Origin of the sequence: Variovorax sp. PDC80 (assembly GCF_900115375.1) — a bacterium.
GTDB lineage: Bacteria > Pseudomonadota > Gammaproteobacteria > Burkholderiales > Burkholderiaceae_C > Variovorax.
In genome coordinates, this window is sequence record NZ_FOWG01000026.1 from 22,178 (window position 1) to 48,702 (window position 26,525).

A 26,525-nucleotide genomic window follows, 5' to 3' on the forward strand; every position below is an offset into this window, starting at 1 on the left:
AGCCCATGTCCACGTTCGCATCGAGTCGCCGCAGTCTCGTCAACGCACTCGCCTGCCTGGCGCTCGCGGCACCGTTCGCCGAGGCGACGGCCCAGCAGACGGTGCGCGTCGTCGTGCCCTTCGCGGCGGGCAGTTCGACCGACCAGCTGGCGCGGCAACTGACCGAGGCCTTGCGCGAGGTCAACGGCAACCGCTACCTCGTCGAGAACAAGCCGGGCGCGAGCGGCATCATCGGCTCGTCCGACGTCCACAAGGCGGTGCCGGACGGCACCACACTGCTCATGACCACCGGCGGCCACGCCACCAATGCCGTGCTGTACGAGAAGCTGCCCTACGACTCGCTCAAGGGCTTCACGCCGATCTCGCAGCTCACCGTGACCGCCGGCTTCCTGCTGATGGTGCCGGCCGGTTCGCCGTACCGAACGCTCGAGGAACTGGTGGCCGCCGCCAAGGCCGGTCCGGGCACGATCAGCTATGGCTCCGCCGGGAACGGCAACACGACCCATCTGGTGGGCGCCCTGTTCGAGAAGGCGGCCGGCATCAAGCTGATCCACGTCCCCTACAAGAGCACGCCGATGAACGACCTCATCGCGGGGCACATCGACCTGCTGTTCTGGGGCTCGGGCTTCGCGACGCCGATCATCCAGCAGGGCAAGGCGCGCGCGCTCGCGCTGGCCGGGGACAGGCGCGTGGACGAACTGCCCGAGGTGCCGACGCTCGGCGAGAAGGGCTTGCGCGGTGTCGACGTTCCGGCCTGGGCCGGGTTGTTCGGTCCTCCGGGCATGTCCGCGGAAACGGCCGACAGGATCCAGCGCGAGGTGGTGAAGGCGATGCAGAGCCCGACCTTCGTGAAAGCCTTCAACACGCCCGGCACGTTCAAGCTGGCATCGACGCCGGCCCAGTTCGGCGACTCGCTGGGCAAGGAGATCGTGCGGTTGCGCCGCGACATCGCGCCGCTGGGCATCCGGATGGACTAGCCGTGCACGACGTGGACGCCGAACTGGTACGGCTTCGCGGCGAGATCGATGCCATCGATGAACAGGTGGGCGCCTTGCTCGCGCATCGGTTCGCCAGGACGGATGCGCTGGGTGCCTTCAAGGCGCTGGCTGGTGAGGCGGCAGTCGATCCGCGGCGCCAGTTGCAGCGCAAGCAGCTGCTCCACGAGATGGCCGGTCGGCATCGGTTGCCGCTGGATCTCGTGGTCGGCCTCTTCGACAGGATCAAGGAAGAAGTGGTGCGCCGCCATCGGGCGGCCGGGTGCGGCGATCACGCGCCGGACGCCTGAAGCGGCGCCCGGCGCGAGGCGAAGCGACGCTCAATGCGCGCTGGCGGTTGGCCGGATGACGATCTCGCTCGTATCCACGTCCTCCGGCTGCGAGATCGCGAAGTCGATGGCGCGCGCGATCGCCGATGCGCTGATCGCCACCTTCCTGAACTCCTTCATCTCTTCGCGGCCCTTCTGGTCCGAGATGGTGTCGGCCAGCTCCGACTCGGTCACGCCCGGGCTGATCGTCGTGACGCGGATGTCCTGGTGCTCCTGCCGCAGGCCCTCGGAGAGGGCCCAGACCGCGTACTTGGTCGCGCAATAGACGGCAGCCGTGGGCGAGACGGCGTGCGCCCCGATCGACGCGACGTTGACCACGTGGCCCGCGCCCTGCTTCTGCATGGTGGGCAGCACGGCGGCAATGCCGTGCAGCACGCCGCGGATGTTGACGTCGATCATTCGGTCCCACTCGTCGAGCTTGAGCGAGGCGAGCGGCGACAGGGGCATGACGCCGGCGTTGTTGACGATGACGTCGATGCGGCCGAAGCGCGCGATGGCGTGGGCCGCGAAGGCCTGCACGTCCTCGCGCCGCGTCACGTCGAGTGCGCGCGCCTCGGCGATGCCGCCGGCGGCGACGATGTCCGCGACGATCCGGTCCAGCCGCTCGGTGCGCCGGGCGCCGAGCAGCACGGTGGCGCCGTTCTTCGCGAGCAGGCGGGCGGTGGCTTCGCCGATGCCGCTGCTGGCGCCGGTGATGAGGACGATCTTGGAAGTCTTGGCGTTCATGGTGGGTTCTTTCTGGGGTTGGAAACGAGGGTTCGGGTCATCGCGTGCTGGCAGGCGCGACGCGCCGCAGCACCATCCCGCCGTGATGCAGCACGCCGTCGATGAAGTCGCCATCGGCCGTGAAGCCCGTGTCGTCGACGTACTCGATGTGGTTGCCTTCGATGACGTAGCGGCCGCGGTACGCGCTCTCGCGGTTGCCGCGCGCCTCGTCGTAGCGGCCGTTGGGCAGCAGCTGATGGCGCACGTGGCCGTCGCCGGTCACCCACATGCCGAGGTAGGGATGGGTTGTCATGTCCGATTCCTTTGGAGATCGAGCCTGGGCTCGTTGGGGGGCGGCGAGGGCCGTGCCGAAGGCCAGGAGCCCGAGGGCCAGCAGACCGCGCCGCGTGGGTTTCCGGCGGTTGCGAGCCGCTGGAGAAAGGGTGGTTCGTGAAGTCATGGGTGGACTTTAGGAAGGCGCGACGGTTAAGAGAACTCCCCGATCGCTGACTGCGCCGGTTAGCATTGCTAACCAATGGATGCCGACTTCAACCTCTTGCGCTTCTTCCTCGCGGTCGCGAAGGAGCAGAACTTCCGCGCCGCCGCAGACCATCTGGGCGTGACGCGTTCGGCCGTCAGCCAGGGCATCCGGCGGCTCGAGGACAGCCTGGGCATCGCGCTGGTCCAGCGCTCGACGCGCCACGTGCGCCTGACCGAGGCGGGCGAAGCGCTGCACCGGCAGATCGCCGAGCCGCTGTCGACGGTCGGCGCGGCGCTGGAAGAGGCGGCGGTCGAGGGCCCTTCGCGCGGCGTGCTCCGGGTCGCAGTGACCTCGATCGCCGAGCGCTTCCTCTCCGGCCCGCTGATCAGCACGTTCGCGGCGGCCCATCCCGGCGTCACGCTCGACGTGACCGTGACCGACGACGAGTCGGACATCGTCGCCGCGGGCTTCGATGCCGGCGTGCGGCTGGGCGAGGTCATCGAGCAGGACATGGTGGCGGTCCCGCTGACCGGGCCGCAGCGCCAGATGGTCGTGGCGAGTCCGGCCTACCTGGCCGCGCACGGCGTGCCGGCGCATCCGCGCGAACTGCTCGCGCACTGCTGCATCGGATGGCGGCGCTCGCCCAAGGAAGCGCCGTACCGCTGGGAGTTCCGCGAGGACGGGCGCGACTTCGCGCTGACGGTGGCGCCGAGGATCACGACCAACGACATGCTGCTGATGATCCGCACCGCGCTCGCGGACACCGGCATCACGATCGGCATGGAGGAGACCTTCCGGCCCTACATCGAGCGCGGCGAGCTGGTCTCGGTGCTCGACGATTTCCTGCCGAGCTTCGCGGGCTTCTTCCTGTACTTTCCAAGCCGAAGGAACCAGCCGCGGAAGCTGCGCGCGCTGGTCGATCACGTGAAGTCGTTCGCGCAGCGCTGAGCGCGGCGGGGCATCGGCCGGTTCTGTACCGATTCGAACGGAAATCGACTGCTTCGGTCGGACCCTGCGCTAGACTGCCCGCATGCTCAGGCCGACCAAGTCCCAGATGAACGCCCGGATCGTCGATTGCGCCGCCGGCCTGTTCGCCAAGCATGGGTTCGAGAACACCTCGCTGCAGCAGATCGCGGATGCGATCGGCTATTCGAAGACGGGGCTGCTCTATCGCTACCCGAGCAAGAAGGCGATCTACGAGGCGGGCTTCCAGGCCGGGCGCGACCACGTGACGGCGTTGCTGGCCAGCGTCGAAGGCATGCGCCCCGGCATCCGGCGCGACCGCACCGTCGTCGCTTCATATGTCGACTTCACCTTCGAATGGCCGGGCGTGTCGGCCTTCGCCAACCGGCTCTCGGGCGCCGAGGAGAGCACCGAGCCGCAGCTCATGGAGATCGCGCTGCTGATCTACCAGGCGCTCGGCACCGATCCGTTCAAGGCCAAGGCGCAGCGCATCGTGCGCATCACGCTCGCGTTCTCCGGCCTGGGCATCGCGGCGATCTCGGCCGTTCGCCTGGGCCAGCAGAAGGAATGGCGCGACGACATCATCGCGTCGGCGATGAATGCGCTGGGCCACTGAGCACGGTCGCTAGAGCGTCGGCAATGTCGCTCGCAGGTGATCGGCGAATGCCGCCGCCATGGCGGTTGCGGGCTCGAGGCTGAATTCGACCGCCAGCCCGACCGTGGGCAGCACGGGCAGCACGTCGCCGGTCTCCAGGATCTGCAGGTCCGACGGCACGGCGGACCGGGTGAGCACCGCGATGGCCTGGCCGGAGCGCACGATGGCCAGCAAGCCCGAGATGCTGGCGCTGGCATAGGCCAGCCGGTAGCTGCGCCCGGCGGCATCGAGCCGCTCGCAGGCCACGCGGTGGTCCAGCGTGTCGGGGTCGGACAGCGCGAGCTGCAGCGGCTCGCACGCCGCCGCGAGGTCTTGCCGCAGGCCGACCCACACCAGCGTTTCGTGGCGAATCACGGGAAGCTTGCGCTCTGCGCCGATGGTGGAGACCAGCGCGAGATCGAGCGTGTGCTTCCTGAGCTGGTCGTCGAGCCGGGCGGTCGGCGCGCAGAACACTTCGACACGCACCTGGGGATGCCGGTCCGCGAAGCCGCGCAGGATCTGCGGCAGGAAGGCGACGGCGTAGTCCTCGGGGCAGCCGAAGCGCAGCGTGCCCGACAGCGTCGCGCCCGAGATCTCGGCCAGCGCCGCATCGTGGTGCTGGAGGATCGTGCGCGCATGGCCCAGCAGGCGCTCCCCATGCAGCGTGGGCACGACGCCACGGCCGGTGCGATGCAGCAGCGGCTGGTTCAGCGTCTCCTCGAGCTTCTTGACCTGCATGCTCACCGCGGCCTGCGTGCGGCCGATCCGGGCCGCGGCCTGGCCGAGCGTGCGCGCCTGCGCAATCGCCACGAAGGTGCGCAGCAGGTCGATGTCGAGATGGCGGCTCAAGGCATGGCGTTTCCGGGGTGCGCGATTTTCGTACCGATTCGGTCTGATTGCAACCACAGTGGTCTGTGAGCCCGCTGCCGCAACCGGCGCTGATAGCTGGAATAAGAAATATTGACTTGGCGCACGCCCCCCGTGTTCCTAGACTTCGCGGCCTCGAACAAAAGGGAGCTCTCCATGTCTTGCGGCGTCGATTCCGCCTTCTGGGCCAATACCCGCCGGCACCTGATCCGGTACGGCCGCGCCGGCGTGATGCTCGGCATCGATGGCGATGCACCCGACCTTCATGCGCTGTCGCAGGCGCTCAGCGTCGAACTGCCGCTGGCGGCGTGGCTGACACCGGGGCAGACCGCGGAGGGCCGTCATGCCGGCGGCTTCTTCTATCTGCCTCGCGCGGGCGATGGCGTCGCCGCGGCACCTCCGCGACGGCTCGAAGTGGCGGTGCGCGCCGATGCCTGGCCCGACAGCGGCCTGCACGCCCTGCGGCGATCCTTCGACAGCGGCGAGGCCGGGAATGCACCGGGCCGCGGGCTGCTGCTGGGCATCGAGATCGTGCAGGTACGCGAGCGCGCGACGCTGGGCCTGCGCATGGACGTGGTCGCACTGCATGGCCGGCAGGGCGTCCAGGCGAGCGAAGCGGAGGCCGAGCTCGGCACGAGGCTGCTGAAGCAGGCCGTCGCGCACGGCGCGTAGCCGCAACGGCGTTGCGCTTCGTTCGCCATGGGTACGCAGAACTATCTCCACCTGTGGGATGACCGTTTCCTCTACATCACGCCGACCATCCGCTCGGGCCTGACGGCCCGCCCCTCGGCCACGCTGCTGGTGTCGGCCAGCGGGCGGCCCTTCGCGCTCGAAGGGATGGACGGCACGCGCGTGCGCTGCACCGCGGCGCTCGTGGCGCCGCACGTGCCGCGCCGGCTCGATGTCGACGGCTGCGGCCTGCTGTCGCTCAACATGGAGCCGTCTTCCAACGTGGCGCGCATGCTCGAGGGCGTGCAGGGCGATCGCGGCATCCAGGTCATCGATGCCCAATGCTTCGGCCGCCTGCGCGAGCGCTTCGAGGCCGCGCTGCAGGGCGAACTGCGCGACAGCCAGCTGCGCGAACTCAGCACGCGCATGGTCGAGGCCGTGGCCGGCCGTCCGCTGCGCCATGTGCCGCTGGACCCGCGCATCGAGCGCGTGCTGGAGCGCGCGCGAACCCATGTCGGCCCGCTGCCGCTGCGCGACCTGTCGGCCGAGGCCTGCCTCTCGCCCGATCGGCTGACGCATCTGTTTCGCCAGCAGCTGGGGCTGTCGATCAAGCGCTATCTGCTGTGGACCAAGGTACGGCGCACGGTCCAGCAGTTCGCGGGCCGCAGCGGCCCGCTGGCGGACATCGCCCACAAGGGCGGCTTCACGGACATGGCCCACATGAGCCGCACCTACCAGCGCTGCTTCGGCCTGGTGCCTTCCTTTCTCGCCAACGGCGCGCAGGTGCAGGTGCGCTCCGATGTCGGTGCGCTGCATACCTGGGGTCCACCCTGAGCAAGACGGCGGGTGCGTACAACGGGCGCGCGGCTGCCGTCCCTAAGCTCCTCGCCACTCCCCCGCGGAGTGATTCACAGGAGACACGATGCAACAACGACAACTCTGGCGCGCCAGCAGGCCGCTCGGCCTGCTGGCCATCGCAGCCACGCTCGCCGCATGCGGCGGGGGCGGTGGCAACAACGGCTTTTCCTTCGCCGGCACGACACCGCCCGCGCCCGGCAACCCGGCGCCTCCGAGCGCCGGCGCTCCCTCTTTCAAGGCCGAGATCCGCCGCACCGCGATGGGCGTGCCGCACATCAAGGCGGCCGACTGGGGCGGCGTGGGCTACGGCTATGGCTATGCGCAGGCGCAGGACAACCTCTGCACCATGGCCGATGCCTTCCTCACCTACCGCGGCGAGCGGTCGAAGAACTTCGGTGCCGATGCGCTGCTCGTGTATCCGGGAACGATCGGCCGGCCGAAGAACATCGAGTCCGATTTCTTCCACAAGCACGTGCTCTCGAGCGAGACGATCGATGCTTTCGCGCAGGCCCAGCCCGACAAGCTGAAGCAGCTGGTCGAAGGCTTCGCGGCCGGCTACAGCCGCTACGTGCGCGACCTGAAGGGCGGTGGCGAAGCCGGCGCGCATGCGGCCTGCCGTGGCGAAGCCTGGGTGGCGCCCATCGCGGCGGGGGATATCTGGCGCCGCCTCTACGCGGCCAACCTCACGGCCGGCTACGGCAATTTCGTGACGCAGATCGCAAGCGCGGTCGCGCCCGCATCGACGGCCGGGCAGGCACAGGCATCGGCGCGCGCATTGCGCCGCGCGCAAGGCACGCAACTCGCCGCGCTGCGCACGCAGCCCCCGAAGGCACCCGCCCTCGAGGTGGGAGGCAAGCATGGCGTGGGCAGCAACATGTATGCCTTCGGCACCGCGGGCACGGGCGACGATAGCGCGCTGCAGTTCGGCAACCCGCACTGGTACTGGCGCGGCCCCGACCGCTTCTACCAGGCCCAGCTCACCATTCCGGGCGAACTCGATGTGAGCGGCGCTTCCTTCCTCGGCGTTCCGCTGATCCTGATCGGCTTCAACCAGAACGTGGCCTGGAGCCACACCGTCTCGGCCGCGCGGCGCTTCGGCCTCTATGAACTCGCGCTGGCCGAGGGCGACTCGACCAGCTACCTGCGCGACGGCAAGCCGGTGAAGATGAAGCCCAGCACCATCGCCGTCGACGTCAAGGGCGGCCCCGCGCAGACCCGCACGCTCTACAAGAGCGAGTACGGCCCCCTCATCAACCTCGCGGGCATGAGTCCCGCGCTGGCCTGGAGCCCGCGCACGGCCTTCGCGATCCGGGACATCAACGCCGACAACTTCCGCGCCTTCCGGACCTGGCTGCGCTGGGACCAGGCGAAGTCGCTCGACGAGTTCATCGCCATCCAGCGCGAGGAGGCGGGGATTCCGTGGGTCAACACCACCGCCGTGGGCCGCGGCAGCGCCAAGGCCTGGTACGCCGACATCACGGCCGTGCCGAACGTCTCGCCGCAACAGACCGAGCGCTGCACCACGGCCGTGGGCCAGCTGCTGGCCGTGGCATTGGAACGCGTGCCGGTCTTCGACGGATCGCGCAGCGAGTGCGATTGGCAGACCGACCCCGACTCGGTGCAGAAGGGCGCCGTCGGACCGTCGCGCATGCCCACCCTGCTGCGCGACGACTACGTGGCCAACATGAACGCGAGCGCCTGGCTCACCAACCCGAACGAGCGGCTCACCGGCTATCCGGCCATCTTCGGTGGCGTCGAGACCGGGTTCACCACCCGCTCTCGTCTCGGCCACTTGATGGCGCAGGCACGCCTGAGCGGCACCGACGGCTATGCGGGCAGGACGGCCACCGCCGCGACGGTGCGGCAGATGGTGCTCGACAGCCGCGTCTACACCGCGGAGCGCTTCAAGGCGCAGGTGTTGGCGCTGGTGTGCGCAACCCCCGACATCGACGTGGCGGCCTACAACGACCCCTACCTGGGAGACACGCCCGCGGGCACCGTCCGGACCGCCGAGGCCTGCGCCGCGCTGCGAGCCTGGGACGACACCGACAACATCGACGCGCGGGGCGCGCACGTCTGGGACGAGTTCTGGGGCCGGGTGGAGAACGCGATCCCGAAAAACGATCTCTATGCCGTGCCTTTCTCCACCGAGGACCCGCTGAACACGCCGCGCGAGATTCGGGCGAGCGCGAGCGACGCATTGCGCCAGGCTTTCGGCGCCGCGCTGCTGCGCGTCGAGGCCAGCCCCTATCCGGTGAACGCGCCGCGCGGCGACTACCTGTTCGTCACGCGCAACGGCCGCAAGATCCCGCTGTTCGGCGGCATGAGCGACCTCACGGGTGTCTTCACCACCACCGCCACCTTCAACCGGCTCGACCGCGGCGGCTACAGCCTGGATGGCGATTCCGTCATCGCCAACAGCTACATGCAGATCGTCCGCTTCCCGGCCGGCAAGGTGGAGGCCGACACCTTCCTGACCTATTCGCTCTCGGACGACCCGGCCTCGGCGCACCATGCCGACTACACGCGGGCCTACAGCGCCAAGCAGTGGCTGCGCGTTCCCTACACGGAGGCGGAGATCGCCGCGGACCCGGCGTACCGGAGCGTTGCACTGAGCGAGTGAGATGGGTGGGTGCCGGCGCCGTGCCTTCAGCGCGGCGCCGGCCCCGTGCTCGCGCGTTCCATCAGCCGGACCGGCAGTGCGACGGGGGCCGTTGCCGTGCCCGCACCCAGCCGCGCCAGCAGCTGCCGTCCCGCCTGTTCGCCGATCTCGCGGATCGGCAGGTGCACGGTGGTCAGCGGCGGGTGCAGATAGGGCGCGAAGTCGTTGTCGTTGAAGCTCGCGACCGACAGCCGGCGCGGCACCTCGATGCCGGCCTGGTCGAGCGCGGCCAGCGCGCCGGCCGCGAGGTAGTCGCTGCCGCAGACGATGGCGCTCACGGGCGGCTCGCGGCGCGCGATCGCCTGCATGGCTTCGAAGCCTTCGCGAAAGCCATGGTCGGTCTCGATGACGGCCTCGGCGCGCAGCACGAGCGAGCGCTCGGCCATGGCGAGCTTCAGGTCGCGCAGGCGGCGCCTGGCGCGCTCGCTGTCCGCGGTGCGCCCGCCGATGTAGCCGAGGCTGCGATGGCCGAGCGCGCGCAGATGCTCGACGATCAGCACCGCCGCCGCCTTCTCGTCGAAGCCGATGCTGCTGCCGCTGGCGTCGGGTGGCGCCCACATGCAGACGAAGGGCGTGCGGCTCGCGCCGAGCATGGCGAGCACCTGCTGCGGCTGCTCGGCGCCGAGCAGCGCCACCGCATCGACGCCGCGCTCGAGCAAGGCGCGCAGGATGCTCGTGTCGGTGGCGGGCCGCGGTTCGGGCGCGGACAGCAGCAGCGTGTAGCCGCCGGCCGCCAGCGTCGACTCGAGCGCCTGCACCAGCGCCGGGAACGACGAACTGCCGAAGCGCGGCACGATCGCGCCGACGGTCATGGTGCGGCGCATCGCGAGCGCGCGCGCGGTGCCGTTGGCCACATAGCCGAGCCGGTCGACCGCGTCCATCACGCGCAGCCGCGTCGCCTCGCTGATCATGTTCGGCCGGCTCAGCACGCGGGACACGGTGCCGGTCGACACGCCCGCGAGCGCCGCGACATCGGCCAGCGAGGCGGCGCGGGCACCGGGCGTGGGAAGAGGGGAGGAGGGGCGCGAGGCGGTCATGGAAGGTCGATGGACAGCGCATGTTAGCCGCCCCGTGCAAGCGCATGCAGGCCTAGGTGCTAACCCCGGGGTCTCGTGGATTCGATTGCTCCTATGCTTCGTGCAAGCGCTTGCATAAACCGCCTGGAACGCGCTGGCGGGCCCACGAATGGAGACAGTCCGATGCATCCGATCCCCACGCTTCGCCGCGCGCTGCTCGCTGCCGCCGTGCTCGCCGCCACCTGCACGGTGACACCGCTCGCGCTGGCACAGCCCGCGGCATGGCCGGTTCCCGGCAAGCCGGTGCGCATCGTCGTGCCGTTCCCCGCGGGCTCGGGCTCCGATGCCACGGCCCGGGTGATCGCCAAGCTGATGACCGACGAATTGGGCGGCGCCCCCGTGATCGTCGACAACAAGCCCGGTGCCGGCACCTTCATCGGTGCGCAGGAGGTGGCACGCTCGCCGGCCGACGGGCACACGCTGCTCTACACCATCGTCATCACGCACACGCAGAACCCGCACCTCTACGCGAAGCTGCCCTACGACCCGGTCAGGGACTTCACGCCGCTGGCGCAGATGGTGAAGTCGGCCACGGTGCTGATCGCGCCGCCCGATGCGCCGTTCAGGAACATCGGCGAACTCGTGGCCTATGCCAAGGCGAACCCGGGCAAGCTCAACTACGCCTCGTTCTCGCAGGGCTCCACGTCCCACCTGAACGGTGAGCTGCTGCAGATGCGCACCGGCACGAAGATGACGCACGTGCCCTACAAGGGCACGGCCGATGCCTCGCGCGCGCTGGTCGCGGGCGAGGTGCAGCTGTACTTCGACGGCACCGCCACGGCGGTGCAATTGATCAAGGCCGGCAAGGCCATCGGCCTCGGCACGGCCACGCCGGCGCGCGTGCCGGTGCTGCCCGACATGCCGACCATTGCCGAGCAGGGCGTGAAGGGCCTGGACATCGTGGGCTGGCAGGGCATCTTCGGCCCCGGAAACATGGACCCGGCCGTCGCGAAGAAGATCGGCGACCTGCTCGCGAAGATCGCGCGCTCGCCCGAGATGCTCAAGCTGATCGAGACGCAGGGCAACGAACCATCGGGCGCCTCCGGCCCCGCCTTCGCCGCCATCGTGAAGAACGACAGCGAGCGCTGGGGCGAGGTCATCAAGGCCGCCAACATCAAGCTCGACTGAGCGCAGGAGACATCGGAATGTTCGACACCATCATTCGCGGCGGCACGCTGGTCGACGGCAGCGGCGGCCCGCGCTTCACGGGCGACATCGGCATCGCCGGCGGACGCATCGCCGAGGTCGGCGGCAAGCTGGGCGCCGCGCATCGCGAGATCGACGCCAGCGGCGCCATCGTCACGCCGGGCTGGGTCGACGTGCACACGCACTACGACGGCCAGGTGACCTGGGACCCCTACCTCAGTCCCTCCACCGACCATGGCGTGACCAGCGTCGTGATGGGCAACTGCGGCGTCGGCTTCGCGCCGGTGCACCGCGACAAGCGCGAATGGCTCATCAGCGTGATGGAGGGCGTGGAGGACATTCCGGGCACCGTGCTGGCCGAGGGCATCGACTGGCAGTGGGAGAGCTTTCCCGAGTACCTCGACGCGCTCGAGCGCATGCCGCGCGCGCTCGACGTCGGCGCGCAGATTCCGCACTCGGCGCTGCGCACCTACGTGATGGGCGAGCGCGGCATCACGCACGACGAGGCCACGCCCGCCGACATCCAGGCCATGGTGCAGCTGGTGCGCGAAGGCATGCGGGCCGGCGCGCTGGGCTTCTCGACCAGCCGCACCATCATCCACAAGTACCAGGGCCGCAAGTACCCGCCGGGCACCTTCGCCTCGCCCGACGAGATCCTCGGCATCGCGCGCGCGCTCGGCGAGGTCGGCCATGGCGTCTTCCAGATGACGTCGAACCACTACCAGATGGAGACCGAGCTGCCGTGGATGACGCAGCTCGCGCGCGAGAACAACCTGCCGGTGGCCTTCGCGCTGGTGCAGACCGACCAGACGCCCGACACCTGGAAGCGCCTGCTGGCCGCGCTCGACGAGACCCACCGGCAGAACGTGCCGCTCTATGGCGCGGTGGCGGGCCGGCCCGCCGGCATCCTGATGGCGTGGCTCGGTTCCACCCATCCCTTCATGGCGCATCCGCTGTGGCAGCAGATCGCGCCGCTGCCGTGGGCCGAGAAGCTCGCGCGCCTGCGCGACCCGGCGGTGCGTGCGCAACTGACCGACATGGATGCGCTGACCGGCTCGGCCCGGCACGACAGCCGCATGGCCTACCTGACGCAGAGCTTCCACAAGATGTATGCGCTGGGCGCCGAGCCCGACTACGAGCCGCCGCAGGAGCGCAGCGTGGCCGCGATCGCGCAGCGCGACGGACGCACGCCGCTGGAGGTGGTCTACGACATGCTGATGGACCTCGACGGCAAGGGCATCGTCTACTTCCCGAGCTTCAACTACGCCTACAACGACCTGAGCCAGCTGCATGCCGAGCTGCAGCATCCGCGCACGATGATGAGCCTGGCCGATGGCGGCGCGCACTGCGGCTACATCTGCGACGTGAGCATGCCGACCTACATGCTCACGCACTGGGCGCGCGACCGCAGTCGCGGGCCGACGCTGCCGCTCGAGCTGATGGTGCAGCGGCAGACGCGCGACACCGCGCGCATCTACGGCCTGGAGGACCGCGGGCTGCTGCAGCCGGGCTACCTGGCCGATATCAACATCATCGACTTCGACCGGCTGCGCATTCCGCCGCCCTATGTCGCCTTCGATCTGCCGGCCGGCGGACGGCGGCTGGTGCAGACTGCCGAGGGCTATCGCGCGACCCTGAAGGCGGGGCAGACCATCATGGAGAACGGGGAGCGCACGGGGGCGCTGCCCGGGAAGCTGATGCGGGGACCGCAGCGCCGCGCGTGAGCGCGCCGGGGGACGTCAGCGCACGCAAGTGAAGCTGCTGGCGAGATCGACGTCGCCCGCCCCGTCGTAGCGCGGCCAGGCCGGGTACTCGCACAGCGGACGGGTGCGGCCGTTGTTGCCGGCGTTGGCATCCGTCACCGTGAGCCTGGAGGGCGCGACGCCCTGCTCGACCCAGCGTTCGAGCGCATCGACCGAGTCGAAGCGCACGTCGTAGGCGCCGCCGCCATGCCCGTAGCCGGGCACCTCGTAGTACTTGAGGAAGGCGCCGACCCGTTCGCTGCCCATCGCCGCGACGGCGCGCCGGTGGAACTCCTCGGACGAGCCCGCGGGAATGAGCGGATCGGCCATGCCATGCACGATCAGCACCTTGCCGCCCTTGTTCGCGAACGCGCCGAGGTCGGGGTTGACGTCCAACCGCGACGAGATGTAGCGCAGCCGCTGCTGGACGTAGCCGTTTGCGTCGACGGCGAACAGGAAGGGGTCGTAGCTGGCATCGCGGTAGACCATGTACTTCACGAAGGACTCGCCGATGTAGGTCGCGAACGCCATGTCGAAGCGAGAGGGCGTGGCCGGCGCGCTGCTGCCCATCGCGGGAATGACGCCGCCATCGAAGATATTGAGCGCGGCATAGCCGTCGGTGCCGTTGGCCAGCAGGTAGGGCAGCTTCAGCGGCGTGGCATAGGCACGGAAGCCCCCGATCTGCGCCGTCGACAGGCAGCCGTCGCCGCTGTCGGCGCCGCCGGGGCAGGCGAGGGTCGCGGGATCGAAGGCGCAGGCCGAGACCTTGGCGATCACGCCGTCCGTGGCGCCATCGAGCGCGTCGCAGGCCGCGACCACCGAGCGGGTCAGCAGCTGCTGCTTGGCCGGGTTCGACCAGGCGCCCGGCGCGGCGAGCGCCTTCGAGGTGATCGCGTAGTTGGTCAACATGCCCGTCAGCGACCAGGCGGGGAAATAGGCGATGACACCGTCGTAGAGCGCGGGCCAGCGGTCCGCGACGTAGAGCGCCTCGCGGCCGCCGCCGGAGCCGCCGGCCGCATAGGTGCGCACGGGGGCCGCGCCATAGCGCCGCGCGATCAGTTTCACCGCGACGTCGCGCGTCTTGCGCAGCTGGTCGCCGAAGTAGTTCTCGAGCGCCTCGTCGTTGAGCGCGAAGCTGGCCTCGGCGGCGCTGCCGCTGTGACCCGAATCGCTGCCGAAGGCGGCATAGCCGCGCGCCAGCGGCGTGGCGAGGCCCGAGGCACCGGGTGCGTTGCCGTTGCCCGCGATCACGCTGCCGTCGTAGCCGCCGCCCGTGAGCTGCATAGCCTTGCGGTTCCAGGCGGTCGGCAGGGCCAGGTCGAACTGGATCGGGGGCGCGCTGGCGTCGACCGGCGCGATCGATCCGGTGACGCGGCAGTACTCGCCGACCGCGGTCGATCCGCTGCCCGCGGGCGCCACGAGCGTGGTGCTGGAGACCACGGCGCCCGAGGTCGGCAACGCGATGTCGGCGGCGGGGATGCTGAGCCCGTTCAGGGCGGCGCAGGCCTCGGCCGCGCTGAGCGCGGGTGCGGGAGGTGGTGCGGGCGTATCAGAGGCCGGCGCGGGCGCGGGGCCCGACGCCACCGGGGCGAATCCGCTGCCTCCGCCGCCGCCACCGCATCCGGCCTGCACCGCGAGCGCGATGACCGAGGCCGCGAGCGAGATCCTTCGTTTCGAAACATGGGTCGTGGAGGTGTAGCTCTTGTTCATCTCGTCGTCTCCTGCATCTGCGTTGAAATCTCTGTCGGCCTCATCGCCCGCGATAGACCGGCGGGCGCTTCTCCATGAAGGCACGCGGCCCTTCGCGCGCGTCCTCGCTGGCGAACACCGTGACCTTGGCCTGGTTCTCGAGCGCGAAGCCTTCGGCGAGCGACAGCCCGCTCGCGGCGCGCGCGGTGCGCTTGATCGCCTGCAGCGCGAGCGGCCCGTTGCGCGCGATGCGTTCGGCCAGCGCGCGTGCCTCGGCCATCAGCGCCGGGCCCGGCACCACACGGTTGACCAGGCCGATCTCGCGGGCCCGTGCCGCGTCGATGGGGTCGCCGCTCAGCATCAATTCCATGGCCAGCGGCCACGGCAACTGCCGCGGCAGCCGCACCATCGAGCCCGCGAAGGGAATCAGCGCGCGCGTGGCCTCGGGCAGGGCGAATCGGGCGTGCGCGGCGGCGATGCGCAGGTCCGTGCCGAGCATCAGCTCGAAGCCCGCGGCCATGCACACGCCGTTGATGGCGGCGATCACGGGCTTGTCGAGTTCGAAGTCGCGCAGGCCCGAGGCCGCGAGCACGTTCGGGTCGGACAGCAGGCGCCGGTCCCACTCGTCCTGCGGCGCGCGGGCACCGCTCATCAGCGGCAGCGTGAGCGACAGGTCGCCGCCCGCGCAGAAGGCGCGCTCGCCGGTCGCCGTGACGATGGCCACGCGCAAGGCGTCGTCGGCCGCGAAGCGCATCACGGCATCCGCGAGCAGGCACAGCATGCGCGGCGTCAGCGCATGGTGCGTGGCGGGTGCATCGAGCGTGATGGTGGCGATGGCGCCGTCGATGTCGAGGCGCACCGGCGGGTTCATGCGCCGCCTCCGGCGCGATCATCGATCTCGTACGGGATCGCGAACGCGCGCATGAGCGCGTGCAGGCGCTCGGCGTCGGGCATCGCATCCTCCGTGCCGCGCCGGCGGAAGCGCGCCTGCAGTCCGCGCGCGCTGTCCTCCACCGCGACCGCCACGCCATCGAACAGGCCGGCGTCGCGCAGGCGCTGCGTCAATGCATGCTCGCAGGCCAGGGCCCGCAGCCGCGGCTTGTAGACCTTGCCGACGGCGGTCAGCGGGATCGCCGCGAGGATCTCGATGCGCTTGGGGAACGCGGGCCGCTCCGGAATGCGCGCGTTGGCGAAGGCCGAGAGCGCATCGGCATCGACCCGCGATCCCGGCCGCAGCGACACGTAGGCCACCGGCAGTTCGCCCGCGTACTCGTCGGGTTCGCCCACGGCCGCGGCCAGCTCGACCTCGGGATGCTGGAGCAGCGCTGCTTCGATCACCTGCGGATCGATGTTGTGGCTGCTGCGGATGATCAGGTCCTTGGCGCGCCCGGTCACGAACACGCGGCGCTGCGCATCGACGTGGCCGATGTCGCCGGTGATCAGCCACCCGTCTTCGAAGGTGCCGGCGTTGCGGTGCGCGTCCGTGTAGCCAGGGCCCACGTTGGGGCCGCGCAGGCGCAGCACGCCGCTCTCGCCCGGCGCGCAGTCGCGGCCATCGTGCGCCACGGCCTTGACCTCGGTGAACGGCAGTGGAATGCCGCAGGAGCCATGGACGCGCGGCGCGAGAAAGGGTTCGATGCTGACCACGCCCGCGCACTCGGTCATGCCGAGGATGTTGCGCACCGGGATGCCGAACTTCCGCTCGAAGGCGCTGGCCAGTTCGTTGGGCAGCGGCGAGCCGCCGGTGAGCAGGGCGCGGACGCGGGCGCGGTCCGCGGGTTCGGCCTCGAGGCCGAGCAGCGTCGCGATCACGGTCGGCACCGTGGCCAGCAGGCTCACCTCGTGCTCGCGCACGACGCTCCAGTAGCGCCGCACCAGTGTCGGGTTCCGCAGCCCGAGCAGGGTGGGCAGCACGATCCGCGCGCCGCTCAGCAGCGCCGAGAGGCCATAGACGAAGGAGCCGGCGACATGGAACAGCGGGAAGCCGTTGAGGATCACGTCGTCCTCGCGCATCGCATACAGCTGGGCCGCGCTCCAGGCGGCGTGCAGCTGGTTGCGGTGCGTGTGCTGCGCGAGCTTGGGCGCGCCGGTCGTGCCGCCGGTGTGGAAGAGGGCGGCGAGGCCGTCGGCGGATCGCGTCGGGAGCGCGAGCGGCGCATCCGGCGGCATCCGCGACAGGGCCGCGTCGAAGTCGATCGCGCCCGGCGCGCCGCCGACGGCGAGCACCTGGCGCAGCGCGGGGCAAGCGTCGGCCAGCGTCGCGGCGCGCGACCAGATGTCGAGCTCCGGATGCGGGCCCAGCGCCACCAGGATGTTCGCGCCCGAGGCCCGCACGAGTTCGGCCATGTGCGCGGCGTCGAGCAGGTAGTTGATCGGGCAGACGATGCCGGCGGTCTCGGCGCCCAGCAGCGTCAGCCAGGCCTGCGGAATGGCCGGCAGCAGCATCGCGACGCGCGGCGTCTCGCCGGGCACGAGGCTGGCGAAGAGATTCGCCGCGCGGCGGATGTCGGCGAGCAGGTCGGCATAGCGCCAGTGCCGCGGCGGCGTTTCGGGATCGGCATCGAGCAGGTAGCTCAGCGCGATGCGCGTGGGGTGCGTTGCCGCGACCTCGCACAGCGCGTCGTACACGTGGCCGTGGGCCATGAAGGAGGCGTAGGGCCGCGCTTCGATGCGCGCGAGGTCCTCCGCATCGCGGATCCGGTGGAGTTGCATGGGTTGATGGGGCGCGGTCGGCGCCCGCTTCCTCGTTCTCAGTCGCCGCGGAACCCGGAGGCCTTCACGACCGCAGCCCAGCGTGCCGCTTCCTCGCGCAGCATGCGGTCGGTGTCGGCACGGCCCGCGCCGACGATGCTGAAGCCGGCTTCCACCAGCTTGGCGCGCGCGTCCTCGGGCTGGACGGCCTTCACGGACTCCGCGCCGAGCAGGTCGAGGATGGCCGGCGGCGTGCCCTGGGGCGCCATGAGCGCGAACCAGGAGGAGATGTCGATCTTCGGATAGCCCGACTCCGCCATGGTCGGCACCTCGGGCAGCAGCGGCGAGCGCCGCGGCGCGGTGGTGGCGAGCGCGCGCATCTTGCCGCCCTTGATCTGGGCGTTGCCGAGCGCCGTGGAGACGAAGGCGGCCGAGACGTCGCCCGAAAGGATGGCCGTGACCGCGTCGCCGGTGCTCCGGTAGTGGACCGGCTCGACCTGGAAGCCGGCCGCCTCGCCGAACAGCTCGGCCCCGAAGTGGCCCGAGGTGCCGGCACCGAAGGTGCCGAAGTTGAGCCGGCCGGTCTGCGCGCGCGCCGCCTTGACGAAGTCGGCCACCGTCCTGTGCGGCGAGTTCGCGGGCACGGCCAGCAGGAAGTCGACCCGCGCGACCTCGCTGATGCCGGTGAGCTCGCGGCTCGGCGCGTAGCCCAGCTTGCCGAAGGCGGCCGGCGCGATCGAGATCGAGCCGACCTCGCCGAGCAGCAGCGTGTAGCCGTCGGGCACGGCCTTGGCGACCGTCAGCGCCGCGATCTGCCCGCCGGCGCCGGGCTTGTTGTCGACCACCACCTGCTGCTTGAGCAGCTCCGACAGCCGGATCGCGAACAGCCGCGCCAGCACGTCGGGCGCCGTGCCGGGCGCATAGCCCACGGCCAGGCGGATCGGACGGTCGGGATAGGCCTGCGCGCGGGCGGCGAGCGGCCATTGCGCGAGGGTGGGCACCAGGGAGGCGGCGAGCAGGGCGCGGCGTGAGAGCGTCATGGGGGATTCCTTTGGCCGCCAGTGTCGCGATGGGGAAGTTTTCGTCTGTCCCCTGCGATGTAGACAGGGCGCTCCCTGACGGGGAAAACCCGGTGCGGCCGGAAGGCGGCACGCCGATAGGCTCCGTGCATCCCACCGGCCGTGTCCATGCAGCTCATCCCCCTCTCGCCCGCCATGCCCGCGCTCGCCACCAGCGCGGACGGACGCGCCGTCGATGCCATGGCGGGACTGATCGCCTGCATCGGCGCCCACGGCTTCGCCAACGACGCGCTGGCGCAGCTCAACCGCTGGCTGCCGGTCTCATGGCTGTCGGTGTTCCGGCTGTCCGACCATGCGCCGCCGCGCATGCCGGCGTCGGGCAGCTACCGTGCGCCCGACGGCACCGCGGAATCGTGGGCGGTGTACCGGTCTTCGCTGTACCGGCAGGACCAGACCTTCCTCGCGGCGCGCGAGCAGATTGGCCAGGCCCGCTGCACGCTCGTGCACTGGCATGCGAAGGAGATCCCGGCCGCGCACCGCGAGCGCATCTACACGCGGCACGGCCTGCGCGAGCGGCTCTCGGTGGTCTGCAAGGACAAGGACGATGGCCTGCTGGCGATCAACCTCTATCGGCACGAGAGCCTGCCGCTCTTCACGGGCGAGGAGATCGAGTGGGTCGGCATGGGCGCGCCGATCCTGACCTCCTGCGTGCAGCGCCACCTCGATCTGGCCGGTGCGCGCGAGCAATCCTTCGATGCCAGGCTGTCGGTGCTCACGCGCAGGGAGCGCGAGGTCTGCGAGCGCATGCTCAAGGGCTGGACCTACGAGGGCATCGCCAACGACCTCGGCATTTCCGCCGGCACGGTCAAGACCTTCAGGGACCGGGCCTTCGATCGCCTGGGCATCCACCACCGCAACGAGCTGTTCGCGCTGGTGCTCGTGAATACGCCCTAGAGGTGCAGCGCCGCCAGCGCGCCAATCGAGATGCCGGCGAGCGCCACGCCATACATGGCGCGCTCGAGCCACTTCCTGCGCGTCAGCAGCGCGATGGCCGCGAGGGCGATCGACACCTGCAGCACCGTGGTGGCCTGCGCCCAGCGGTGGTGCTGGTGCATCTGTTCCTCGGAGGCCGTGTCCCAGCGGACGGATTCGTCCTCGAGCTTCTTCGCCGCGGCCTGGATCTCGCCCTTCTCCTGCTCGTAGCGCGTGACCTTCGCCTGCCAGCCCTGGCGACGACCGTCATCGGTGGCGGTGTCGCGCGCGAACTCGGCCAGCGCCTGCTTGGTGCTCTTCGACTGGAAGTAATTCCACTGGTTCGAGGCCTCGGTCTTCTTGATGGCCGCGTTGTTCTTGTAGAGGCCGGCGTTGGCCTGCGTGGCGCCGCCCATGTACGCGAAGATCGCGCCGATGGTGGCGATGGCCGCGGTGCAGACGGCGATCTTTCCCGTGACGCTCATGCCGGCGCCTTCGGCGGCATCGCCGTGGCCATGGCCGTGACCGCCGGTAGCGGCATGTTCGAGTTCGTGGTCGTGCGGGCCGTGCACGTGAAATCCGTGTCCTGACATGGGGTCCTTTGTTTTCAGAAAGATCTGGACGGCGCGGGAGTATGCACGGGCGTGACGCGGTTGCGGCCTTGGGGAAAGTCCTGTCGGCTGGGGCTGCCTGCCAAGGGCGGCCGCGGGTTCACTTCCATAATGGCGGCCAGTCCAGCTCTCTCGAAACCCTCGCAGACATGTCCGTCACCAAAGCCGCCACGCCGCGTCGCGCCCCCCGGGGCGAAAAATCCGAGCGCACCCAGGCGAGCCTGCTGGCGGCGGCGCGCGAGGTCTTCGCCGAGCGCGGTTTCGAACGCTCGACGACCTCGGAGATCGCCCAGCGCGCGGGCGTGTCGGAGGCGACGCTGTTCACCTACTTCGAGAGCAAGCGGCGCCTGTGCATCGACGTGGTGGGCCGCTGGTACGACGAGATCAGCATCGAGCTCGAGGAACAGGTGCCGGCGATCGCCGGCTTCGAGGCCAGGCTGCGCTTCGTGATCCAGCGGCACCTGACCCATCTGATGGGCGACGGCATCGGGTTGTGCGCGCTGGTCCTCGGCGAAGGGCGGATGGTCGATGCCGAGTTCTCCGGGCTCATCGCCGAGCTCAAGCGGCGCTACACATCGCCCTTCATGGCCGCGCTGAGCGAGGCGCGCGAACTCGGCGAGGTGCGCGGCGACGTGCCGCTGCGCCTGATGCGCGACATGGTGTACGGCTCGATGGAGCATGTGCTGTGGGACTACGTGACCACGGGCACCAAGCCCTCGATCGCATCGACGGCCTCGCAGCTGAGCGCGATGTTGATGGCGGCGTTCGCGCTCGAGGCAGCGCCAGCGCGCGCTGCCCGCCGCTTCCAGTCCGATGTGCTCGCGGCGGTGCGCCGGCTCGAGCGCGACGCGGGCTCGGCCGAAGACGCCGCCTAGCGGATCGGCCTGGCGGCCCCGGCCCGACATCGGCGCCGCCTTTCAAAAAATGAGTCAGGCTCAAGCCGCACATGCGCGGCTGCCATCGGCGTGCCTGTTGCCAATCTCGGAGTTGCGCATGTATAGTTGAGTGACACTCAAATTAAGATGCGGAGACCCCGATGGGACACGGTGACCCGGAGATCCAGCGCGCATTGCGCTCGGTTTCCCTCGACGACAAGTACGACGGCGGCAGCGGCGTGGCCTACCTGAGCGGCACTCAGGCGCTGGTCCGGCTGCTGCTCAACCAAGGGGAGCGGGATCGCCGCGCGGGGTTGCGTACGGGCGGCTTCGTCAGCGGCTACCGCGGCTCGCCGCTGTCGGGGCTCGACCAGGCGCTGTGGGGTGCGCAGGCCCGGCTCGAGGCGAGCGACATCCGGTTCCAGCCGGCGATCAACGAGGACCTGGCCGCCACGGCCTGCTGGGGTTCGCAACAGCTCGCGCTGTTTCCCGAGGAGGCCAGGGTCGATGGCGTCTTCGCCCTGTGGTACGGCAAGGGGCCCGGCGTCGACCGCAGCGGCGACGCGCTCAAGCACGGCAATGGCGCCGGCACCTCGCGGCTCGGCGGCGTGCTGGTGCTGGCGGCCGACGACCACACGGCCAAGTCCTCGACCTTCGGACACCAGAGCGAGCAGGCGCTGGTGGCGGCGTTCATCCCGGTGCTGTATCCCAGCAGCGTGCAGGAGTACCTCGACCTCGGCGTGCATGGCTGGGCGATGAGCCGCCACAGCGGCCTGTGGGTGGGCATGAAATGCGTGTCGGACGTGGTGGAGACCACGGCGGTCGCCGACGTGGACCCGCAACGGGTGACGGTGAAGCTGCCGGACGCGGGCGAAGCGCCGCCGCAGGACCTGCACATCCGCTGGCCCGACGTCTGGGCCGAGCAGGAGCCGCGCATCGTGCGGCACAAGCTGCCCGCCGCGCTCGCCTACTGCCGCGCCAACGGGCTCAACACGATCGCGCTCAAGACGGCCTCGTCGAGGCTGGGCATCGTGTGCGCCGGCAAGAGCTACAACGACGTGCGCGAAGCCCTGCGCTTGTTGGGGTGGACCGACGCGCAGGCCGCCGAACGCGGCGTCGCGGTGCTCAAGCTCGGCATGGTCTGGCCGCTCGAGCCGGAGATCGTGCGCGAGTTCGCGAGCGGCCTCGACGAACTGCTCGTGGTCGAGGAGAAGCGCCCGCTGATCGAGCAACAGCTCAAGGACGAGCTCTATGCGGACGCGGTCGAGGGCCGCAAGGCCATCCGCATCTCGGGCAAGAGCCGCGGGGGCATCGGCGGGGAGTGGAGCGTGGGCGCCGCCGAGCGCCTGCTGCGCAGCGACTACGAACTCACGCCGCCGGAGATCGCCGCCGCGATCGCGGAGCGCCTGGGCCTTCCGGTGAATGCCTTCGAGGCCGACCCGCGCGCCCTGGCACATGGCGCACCGGCGGCGCCGGCCGCGGTGCGCAAGCCCTACTTCTGCTCGGGCTGCCCGCACAACACCTCCACCGTGGTGCCCGAGGGATCGCGCGCCATGGCCGGCATCGGCTGCCACTACATGGCGAACTGGATGGACCGCGACACCAAGGCCTACACCCACATGGGCGCCGAGGGCGTGCCGTGGATCGCGCAGCGCCTGTTCTCGACGCGCAAGCACATCTTCGTGAACCTCGGCGACGGCACCTACTTCCACTCGGGGTCGCTGGCGATCCGGCAAGCGGTGGCGGCCGATGCCTGCGTGACCTACAAGGTCCTGTTCAACGACGCGGTGGCCATGACGGGCGGGCAGCCGGTGGAAGGCCAGCTCACCGTGTCGCGCATTTCCGAGCAGGTCGCCGCCGAGGGCGTGCGCCGCATCGCGGTCGTCAGCGACGACATCGGGAAGTACCGCGACGCGGGCACGCGCTTCGCCGCCGGGACGACGGTGCACGACCGCGGCGAGCTCGACCGCGTGCAGCGCGAACTCGCGGCCTTCGAGGGCGTGTCGGTGCTGATCTACGACCAGACCTGCGCGAGCGAGAAGCGCAGGCGCCGCAAGCGCGGCAGCTATCCCGACCCGGCCATCCGCTACGTCATCAATCCAGAGGTGTGCGAGGGCTGCGGCGACTGCTCGGTCAAGAGCAACTGCCTGTCGGTGGAGCCGCTCGAGACGGAGCTGGGGCGCAAGCGCAGGATCAACCAGTCGTCCTGCAACAAGGACTTCTCCTGCGCCCAGGGCTTCTGCCCGAGCTTCGTGGCGGTGAAGGGCGGCAAGCTTCGCTCGAGTCCGTCCAGGAGCGACGTGCTCGCCTGGGAGCCGCCGCCGGACCCGGTCGTGCCCGAACTCGACGGCACCTGCGGCATCCTCGTCAACGGTGTCGGTGGAACCGGCGTGGTGACCATCGGCAGCCTGATCGGCATGGCGGCTCACCTGAGTCACCGCGGTTGCAGCGTGCTCGACATGGCGGGGCTCGCGCAGAAGGGTGGCGCGGTGTGGAGCCATGTACAGCTCGCGCCCACGCAGTCGGCGATCCTGTCGTCGCGGATCGCGTCGGCGCAGGCGGACGTGCTGATCGGCTGCGACCTCGTCGTGAGCGCGCATCCCGACAGCCTCGGTCGCCTGCGCGAGGGCCGCACGCGTGCGGTGGTGAATCTCGATGTGGCGCCGACCTCGGAGTTCGTGAAGAACGCGGACTGGAACTTGCCGACGCAGGCGCTGAAGTCGTCGCTGGAAAAGGCCTGCGGCGCGGATGTGCAGTGGTTGAAGGCGCAGGAGGCGGCGACCTGGGCGCTCGGCGATGCCATCTACGCCAACCTCGTCATGCTCGGCTTCGCCTGGCAGAAGGGCTGGATTCCGCTGTCGTCGCAGGCGCTCGAACGCGCGATCGAACTCAACGGGCAGCAGGTCGAGAAGAACAGGCAGGCGTTCCGGCTCGGCCGCTGGTGGGCGCACGACGCGCCGCGCGTGCTCGCCGCGATGAAGCCCGCGAGCACGATCCAGTGGCTGCCGCGTGCCAATCGCACGCCCGAGGAAACCATCGCGCTTCTTTCCGAGCGGCTGGTGGCCTACCAGGGGCCGGCGTATGCGCGCCGGTTCGCCGCTTTCGTGCAGCTCGTCGACAGCCAGTGTGCCGACGAGACGCACCGCCAAAGTTTTGTTGTTGCAGTGGCGCAGAACCTTTTCAAGCTCATGGCCTACAAGGATGAGTACGAGGTCGCGCGCCTTCATTCCGATCCGGAGTTCATGGACTCGATCCGCCGCCAGTTCGACGGGGAGATCCAGCTGCAATACCACCTCGCGCCGCCCCTGCTCGCCAGGAAGAACGACAAGGGCGAGCTTCAGAAGACCGCCTATGGCGCCTGGATGGGCCGGGCGTTTCGCGTGCTGCGGCACGGGAAGGTGCTGCGCGGCACGCCTTTCGACCTCTTCGGCTATACGCACGAGCGCCGCACCGAGCGCGCGCTCGTCGAGGAGTACCGCGCTGCGGTCGGCGCCGTGGTCGCGCACCTGGGCAGCCATGCGTCGCCGTGCCTGGAGCTGGCGCGCTTGCCGCAGCAGATCCGCGGCTATGGCCATGTGAAAGAGCGCGCGGTCGCGGCGGCGCGGGCGCGCCAGGCCGAACTCTTCGAGGCCATCACCGGCAAGCCGCTGCCGCCGGGCCCGATGGCCGACGGCTATGGCAAGTACCTGGAGTACGGCTGGTGACGAGCGCATCGCAAACGACGGATCGACGCAGCCGCAGCGCCGTGCGCGCGGCGGAAGGCATCCTCTCGACGCTGGACGACGGCGTGTGGCGTATCCAGATCCATCGGACGTCCAAGCGCAACGCGCTCACGATGACCATGTTCAGTGCCCTGGCCGAGAGCCTGGCGCTGGCGGAGGCCAATGACGCCGTGCGGGCGATCACCTTATCCGGCCTCGGGCCCAACTTCTGCGCGGGCCACGACTTGAGCGCCTTTGACAACTGGCCGCAGGGCGCGGGAGACCCGGTGCCGCGCTTCCTTCATGCATTGGCCGACGTGCGCAAGCCGCTGCTCATCGGCGTGCACGGATCGGCCGCGGGCATCGGCGTGACGATGCTGCTGCACGCGGACTGGGTGGTCGCGACACCCGACGCGGTCATGAAGCTGCCGTTCGTCGACCTGGGCATCGCTCCCGAGGCCGGGGGCTCTCTTCTGCTTGCGCGCGCCATCGGCGCGCTCAGGGCGAGGCGCGTGCTGCTGGGCGGGGAGGCTTTCACCGGTCAGCAGGCCCACGATTGGGGGCTCGTCTCCGAGCTGTCACCAGCCAATGAACTCGCGACCTGTCTGCAGCGCAGGGCCCTCGCGCTGGCGGCCAAGGATCCGAAGGGCTATGGCCGCATCAAGGCGCTGCTGGTCCCGGCCGGCGAGGTGCGCGCGCGCATCGACGAGGAAATCGACCTGATCAACACCTGCGTGGCCGAGCGCCGCGCCTTGCAGACCGGATGAATCTCGCCATGACAGCACAGACACCGCGCAAGGCGCACATCGTGTATGCCCACCCCGAGCCGAAGTCCTTCGTCGCGGCGATGCGCGACCGGGTGTCCGAGCGGCTGACCGCCGGTGGTTGGCAGGTCGGGCTCTCGGATCTCTATGCCATGGGCTTCAACCCGGTAGCGAGCGCGGCCGACTTCGTCGAACGCGAGAAGCCCGAGTACCTGGTCTATTCGCTAGAGCAGCGCCATGGATGGCAGCGCCGGGCCCTGGCCCCCGACATCCTCGCGGAGGTCGAGGCCGTCAGGGAGGCCGAGCTGCTGGTGCTGGTGTTCCCCGTGTTCTGGTTCTCGGTGCCGGCCATCATGAAGGGCTGGATCGATCGGGTGTTCCTGTCCGGGCTCTTCTATGGCGGCAAGCGCATCTACGACCGCGCCCCCATGGCGGGCAAGCGCGCCCTGGTGGTCACCTCGCTCGGCGGGCGCAGTCATATGTTTGGCGAATCCGGCATCCACGGGCAGATCGACGTGATGCTGCGGCCCTTGCTGCAGGGTTCGCTGGGCTACGTGGGCTATGAGGTGTTCAAGCCCTTCGTGGCGTACCACGTGCCCTATGTGACGCACGATGAGCGAGGCGCGATGCTCGAACAGCTCGGCCGGGAGACCGAGGCGCTGTCGCAGCGGGAGACGCTGGTCTTTCCGTCGCTCGATGCATATGACGATGTGCTTCGTCCCGTGGCGCAATGCGCGGGGGGGACGAGGTAGGCTGGGCGATCGACAGGAGGCCGAGAAATTTTTTTCTTCGGAAGTAGACGTTCGGCCCAAAAGCTGTGCATAATCGAGGGCTTCGCTGGACGGCTTCAGCGGCGGATGACGGAAGTTGTTCTGCTGGAGTTTGAAGGTGAAGAGGTTGAAAAAAGTTTGACGATTCTTTAAAAATCGTGTTAGACTACAAGGCTTCGCTGATCGCAGCGAGCAAGACGAAGTAAACGACAAGTTGCTTCGGTGATCGTTAAAAAATTACAGCCGATAAGCGTGGGCGTTTGAAGGTAATTGCGTAAGTTCTTCGGAACAAGTCGCAAGACTTAA

23 protein-coding genes are annotated in these 26,525 nt (G+C 69.8%); 14 read left to right on the forward strand and 9 right to left on the reverse strand.

The genetic code is table 11. From position 1 onward, the window contains the following. The first annotated feature begins 5 nt into the window (after window positions 1–5). Together BM109_RS40005 and BM109_RS40010 are read left to right on the forward strand one after the other, a co-directional pair. Window positions 6–977, forward strand: coding sequence for a Bug family tripartite tricarboxylate transporter substrate binding protein (locus BM109_RS40005; protein ID WP_093355922.1), 972 nt, complete (start codon window positions 6–8; stop codon window positions 975–977). Window positions 978–979: 2 nt separating this feature from the next. After that, window positions 980–1,285: a chorismate mutase gene (locus BM109_RS40010; protein WP_177239587.1), complete on the forward strand. Its 306-nt coding sequence runs from the start codon at window positions 980–982 to the stop codon at window positions 1,283–1,285. A gap of 30 nt (window positions 1,286–1,315) precedes the next feature. Here BM109_RS40010 and BM109_RS40015 read toward each other — a convergent pair whose 3' ends face one another. Continuing rightward, the gene (locus BM109_RS40015) at window positions 1,316–2,050 is read right to left on the reverse strand and encodes an SDR family oxidoreductase (protein WP_093355924.1); all 735 of its coding nucleotides are present in this window, start codon (window positions 2,048–2,050) and stop codon (window positions 1,316–1,318) included. Between the two features lie 37 nt (window positions 2,051–2,087). Continuing rightward, window positions 2,088–2,342, reverse strand: coding sequence for an Atu4866 domain-containing protein (locus BM109_RS41440; protein WP_177239588.1), 255 nt, complete (start codon window positions 2,340–2,342; stop codon window positions 2,088–2,090). Window positions 2,343–2,564: 222 nt separating this feature from the next. Between BM109_RS41440 and BM109_RS40025 the strand changes: the two genes are divergently transcribed. Further along, window positions 2,565–3,458, forward strand: a complete 894-nt coding sequence (locus BM109_RS40025; RefSeq protein WP_093355929.1) for a LysR family transcriptional regulator — start codon at window positions 2,565–2,567, stop codon at window positions 3,456–3,458. Window positions 3,459–3,540: 82 nt separating this feature from the next. Continuing rightward, window positions 3,541–4,089, forward strand: coding sequence for a TetR/AcrR family transcriptional regulator (locus tag BM109_RS40030; RefSeq protein ID WP_093355932.1), 549 nt, complete (start codon window positions 3,541–3,543; stop codon window positions 4,087–4,089). A gap of 9 nt (window positions 4,090–4,098) precedes the next feature. On the opposite strand, the gene BM109_RS40035 is transcribed toward BM109_RS40030, so the two are convergent. Continuing rightward, window positions 4,099–4,956: a LysR family transcriptional regulator gene (locus BM109_RS40035; protein WP_093355934.1), complete on the reverse strand. Its 858-nt coding sequence runs from the start codon at window positions 4,954–4,956 to the stop codon at window positions 4,099–4,101. A 174-nt stretch (window positions 4,957–5,130) separates the two neighbouring features. On the opposite strand from BM109_RS40035, the gene BM109_RS40040 reads away from it, so the two are divergent. The 3 genes from BM109_RS40040 to BM109_RS40050 all read left to right on the forward strand — a co-directional run bounded on the left by BM109_RS40040 (window position 5,131) and on the right by BM109_RS40050 (window position 9,124). Next, window positions 5,131–5,646, forward strand: coding sequence for a PLP-dependent aminotransferase family protein (locus tag BM109_RS40040; protein ID WP_093355936.1), 516 nt, complete (start codon window positions 5,131–5,133; stop codon window positions 5,644–5,646). Window positions 5,647–5,673: 27 nt separating this feature from the next. Beyond that, entirely contained in the window at window positions 5,674–6,477 is an 804-nt protein-coding gene (locus tag BM109_RS40045) for a helix-turn-helix domain-containing protein (RefSeq protein WP_093355939.1), read from the forward strand. An 88-nt stretch (window positions 6,478–6,565) separates the two neighbouring features. Further along, complete coding sequence (locus BM109_RS40050; RefSeq protein ID WP_093355941.1) at window positions 6,566–9,124, forward strand: penicillin acylase family protein; 2,559 nt, start codon at window positions 6,566–6,568, stop codon at window positions 9,122–9,124. Between the two features lie 26 nt (window positions 9,125–9,150). Here BM109_RS40050 and BM109_RS40055 read toward each other — a convergent pair whose 3' ends face one another. Further along, window positions 9,151–10,200, reverse strand: a complete 1,050-nt coding sequence (locus tag BM109_RS40055) for a LacI family DNA-binding transcriptional regulator (RefSeq protein ID WP_177239589.1) — start codon at window positions 10,198–10,200, stop codon at window positions 9,151–9,153. Window positions 10,201–10,362: 162 nt separating this feature from the next. Here BM109_RS40055 and BM109_RS40060 point away from each other — a divergent pair, with 162 nt between their 5' ends. Then, window positions 10,363–11,367 carry a Bug family tripartite tricarboxylate transporter substrate binding protein gene (locus BM109_RS40060; RefSeq protein ID WP_093355945.1) on the forward strand — a complete coding sequence of 335 codons (1,005 nt, stop codon included), beginning with the start codon at window positions 10,363–10,365 and terminating at the stop codon, window positions 11,365–11,367. Window positions 11,368–11,384: 17 nt separating this feature from the next. Then, complete coding sequence (locus BM109_RS40065; RefSeq protein ID WP_093355948.1) at window positions 11,385–13,109, forward strand: N-acyl-D-amino-acid deacylase family protein; 1,725 nt, start codon at window positions 11,385–11,387, stop codon at window positions 13,107–13,109. A gap of 15 nt (window positions 13,110–13,124) precedes the next feature. Here BM109_RS40065 and BM109_RS40070 read toward each other — a convergent pair whose 3' ends face one another. From BM109_RS40070 to BM109_RS40085, 4 genes are read right to left on the reverse strand one after another with little or no spacing between them, the layout of a single operon-like run. Further along, on the reverse strand, window positions 13,125–14,837 hold the full coding sequence (locus BM109_RS40070; protein WP_093355951.1) for a tannase/feruloyl esterase family alpha/beta hydrolase: 1,713 nt from the start codon (window positions 14,835–14,837) through the stop codon (window positions 13,125–13,127). Window positions 14,838–14,877: 40 nt separating this feature from the next. Further along, entirely contained in the window at window positions 14,878–15,687 is an 810-nt protein-coding gene (locus BM109_RS40075) for an enoyl-CoA hydratase/isomerase family protein (protein WP_093355953.1), read from the reverse strand. Then, the gene (locus tag BM109_RS40080; RefSeq protein ID WP_093355956.1) at window positions 15,684–17,528 is read right to left on the reverse strand and encodes an AMP-binding protein; all 1,845 of its coding nucleotides are present in this window, start codon (window positions 17,526–17,528) and stop codon (window positions 15,684–15,686) included. Before BM109_RS40080 ends, BM109_RS40075 begins: the two co-directional genes overlap by 4 nt. 38 nt (window positions 17,529–17,566) lie before the next feature. Beyond that, window positions 17,567–18,547 (reverse strand): Bug family tripartite tricarboxylate transporter substrate binding protein, encoded by a 981-nt coding sequence (locus BM109_RS40085; RefSeq protein WP_093355958.1) that lies wholly within the window; start codon window positions 18,545–18,547, stop codon window positions 17,567–17,569. A gap of 147 nt (window positions 18,548–18,694) precedes the next feature. Between BM109_RS40085 and BM109_RS40090 the strand changes: the two genes are divergently transcribed. Further along, entirely contained in the window at window positions 18,695–19,480 is a 786-nt protein-coding gene (locus BM109_RS40090; protein WP_093355961.1) for a helix-turn-helix transcriptional regulator, read from the forward strand. Here the strand turns inward: BM109_RS40090 and BM109_RS40095 are convergent. Then, window positions 19,477–20,091, reverse strand: coding sequence for a DUF4337 domain-containing protein (locus tag BM109_RS40095; protein ID WP_093355964.1), 615 nt, complete (start codon window positions 20,089–20,091; stop codon window positions 19,477–19,479). The genes BM109_RS40090 and BM109_RS40095 overlap by 4 nt on opposite strands. A gap of 167 nt (window positions 20,092–20,258) precedes the next feature. Here BM109_RS40095 and BM109_RS40100 point away from each other — a divergent pair, with 167 nt between their 5' ends. The 4 genes from BM109_RS40100 (at window position 20,259) to BM109_RS40115 (ending at window position 26,201) form a co-directional block, all read left to right on the forward strand. Continuing rightward, window positions 20,259–20,984 (forward strand): TetR/AcrR family transcriptional regulator, encoded by a 726-nt coding sequence (locus BM109_RS40100; protein ID WP_177239590.1) that lies wholly within the window; start codon window positions 20,259–20,261, stop codon window positions 20,982–20,984. A 161-nt stretch (window positions 20,985–21,145) separates the two neighbouring features. After that, complete coding sequence (locus tag BM109_RS40105) at window positions 21,146–24,688, forward strand: indolepyruvate ferredoxin oxidoreductase family protein (RefSeq protein ID WP_093355970.1); 3,543 nt, start codon at window positions 21,146–21,148, stop codon at window positions 24,686–24,688. Then, entirely contained in the window at window positions 24,685–25,452 is a 768-nt protein-coding gene (locus BM109_RS40110) for an enoyl-CoA hydratase-related protein (RefSeq protein WP_218159458.1), read from the forward strand. The genes BM109_RS40105 and BM109_RS40110 overlap by 4 nt, the downstream gene beginning before the upstream one ends. An 8-nt stretch (window positions 25,453–25,460) precedes the next feature. After that, on the forward strand, window positions 25,461–26,201 hold the full coding sequence (locus tag BM109_RS40115) for an NAD(P)H-dependent oxidoreductase (protein WP_093355975.1): 741 nt from the start codon (window positions 25,461–25,463) through the stop codon (window positions 26,199–26,201). The last annotated feature ends 324 nt before the right edge of the window (window positions 26,202–26,525 follow it).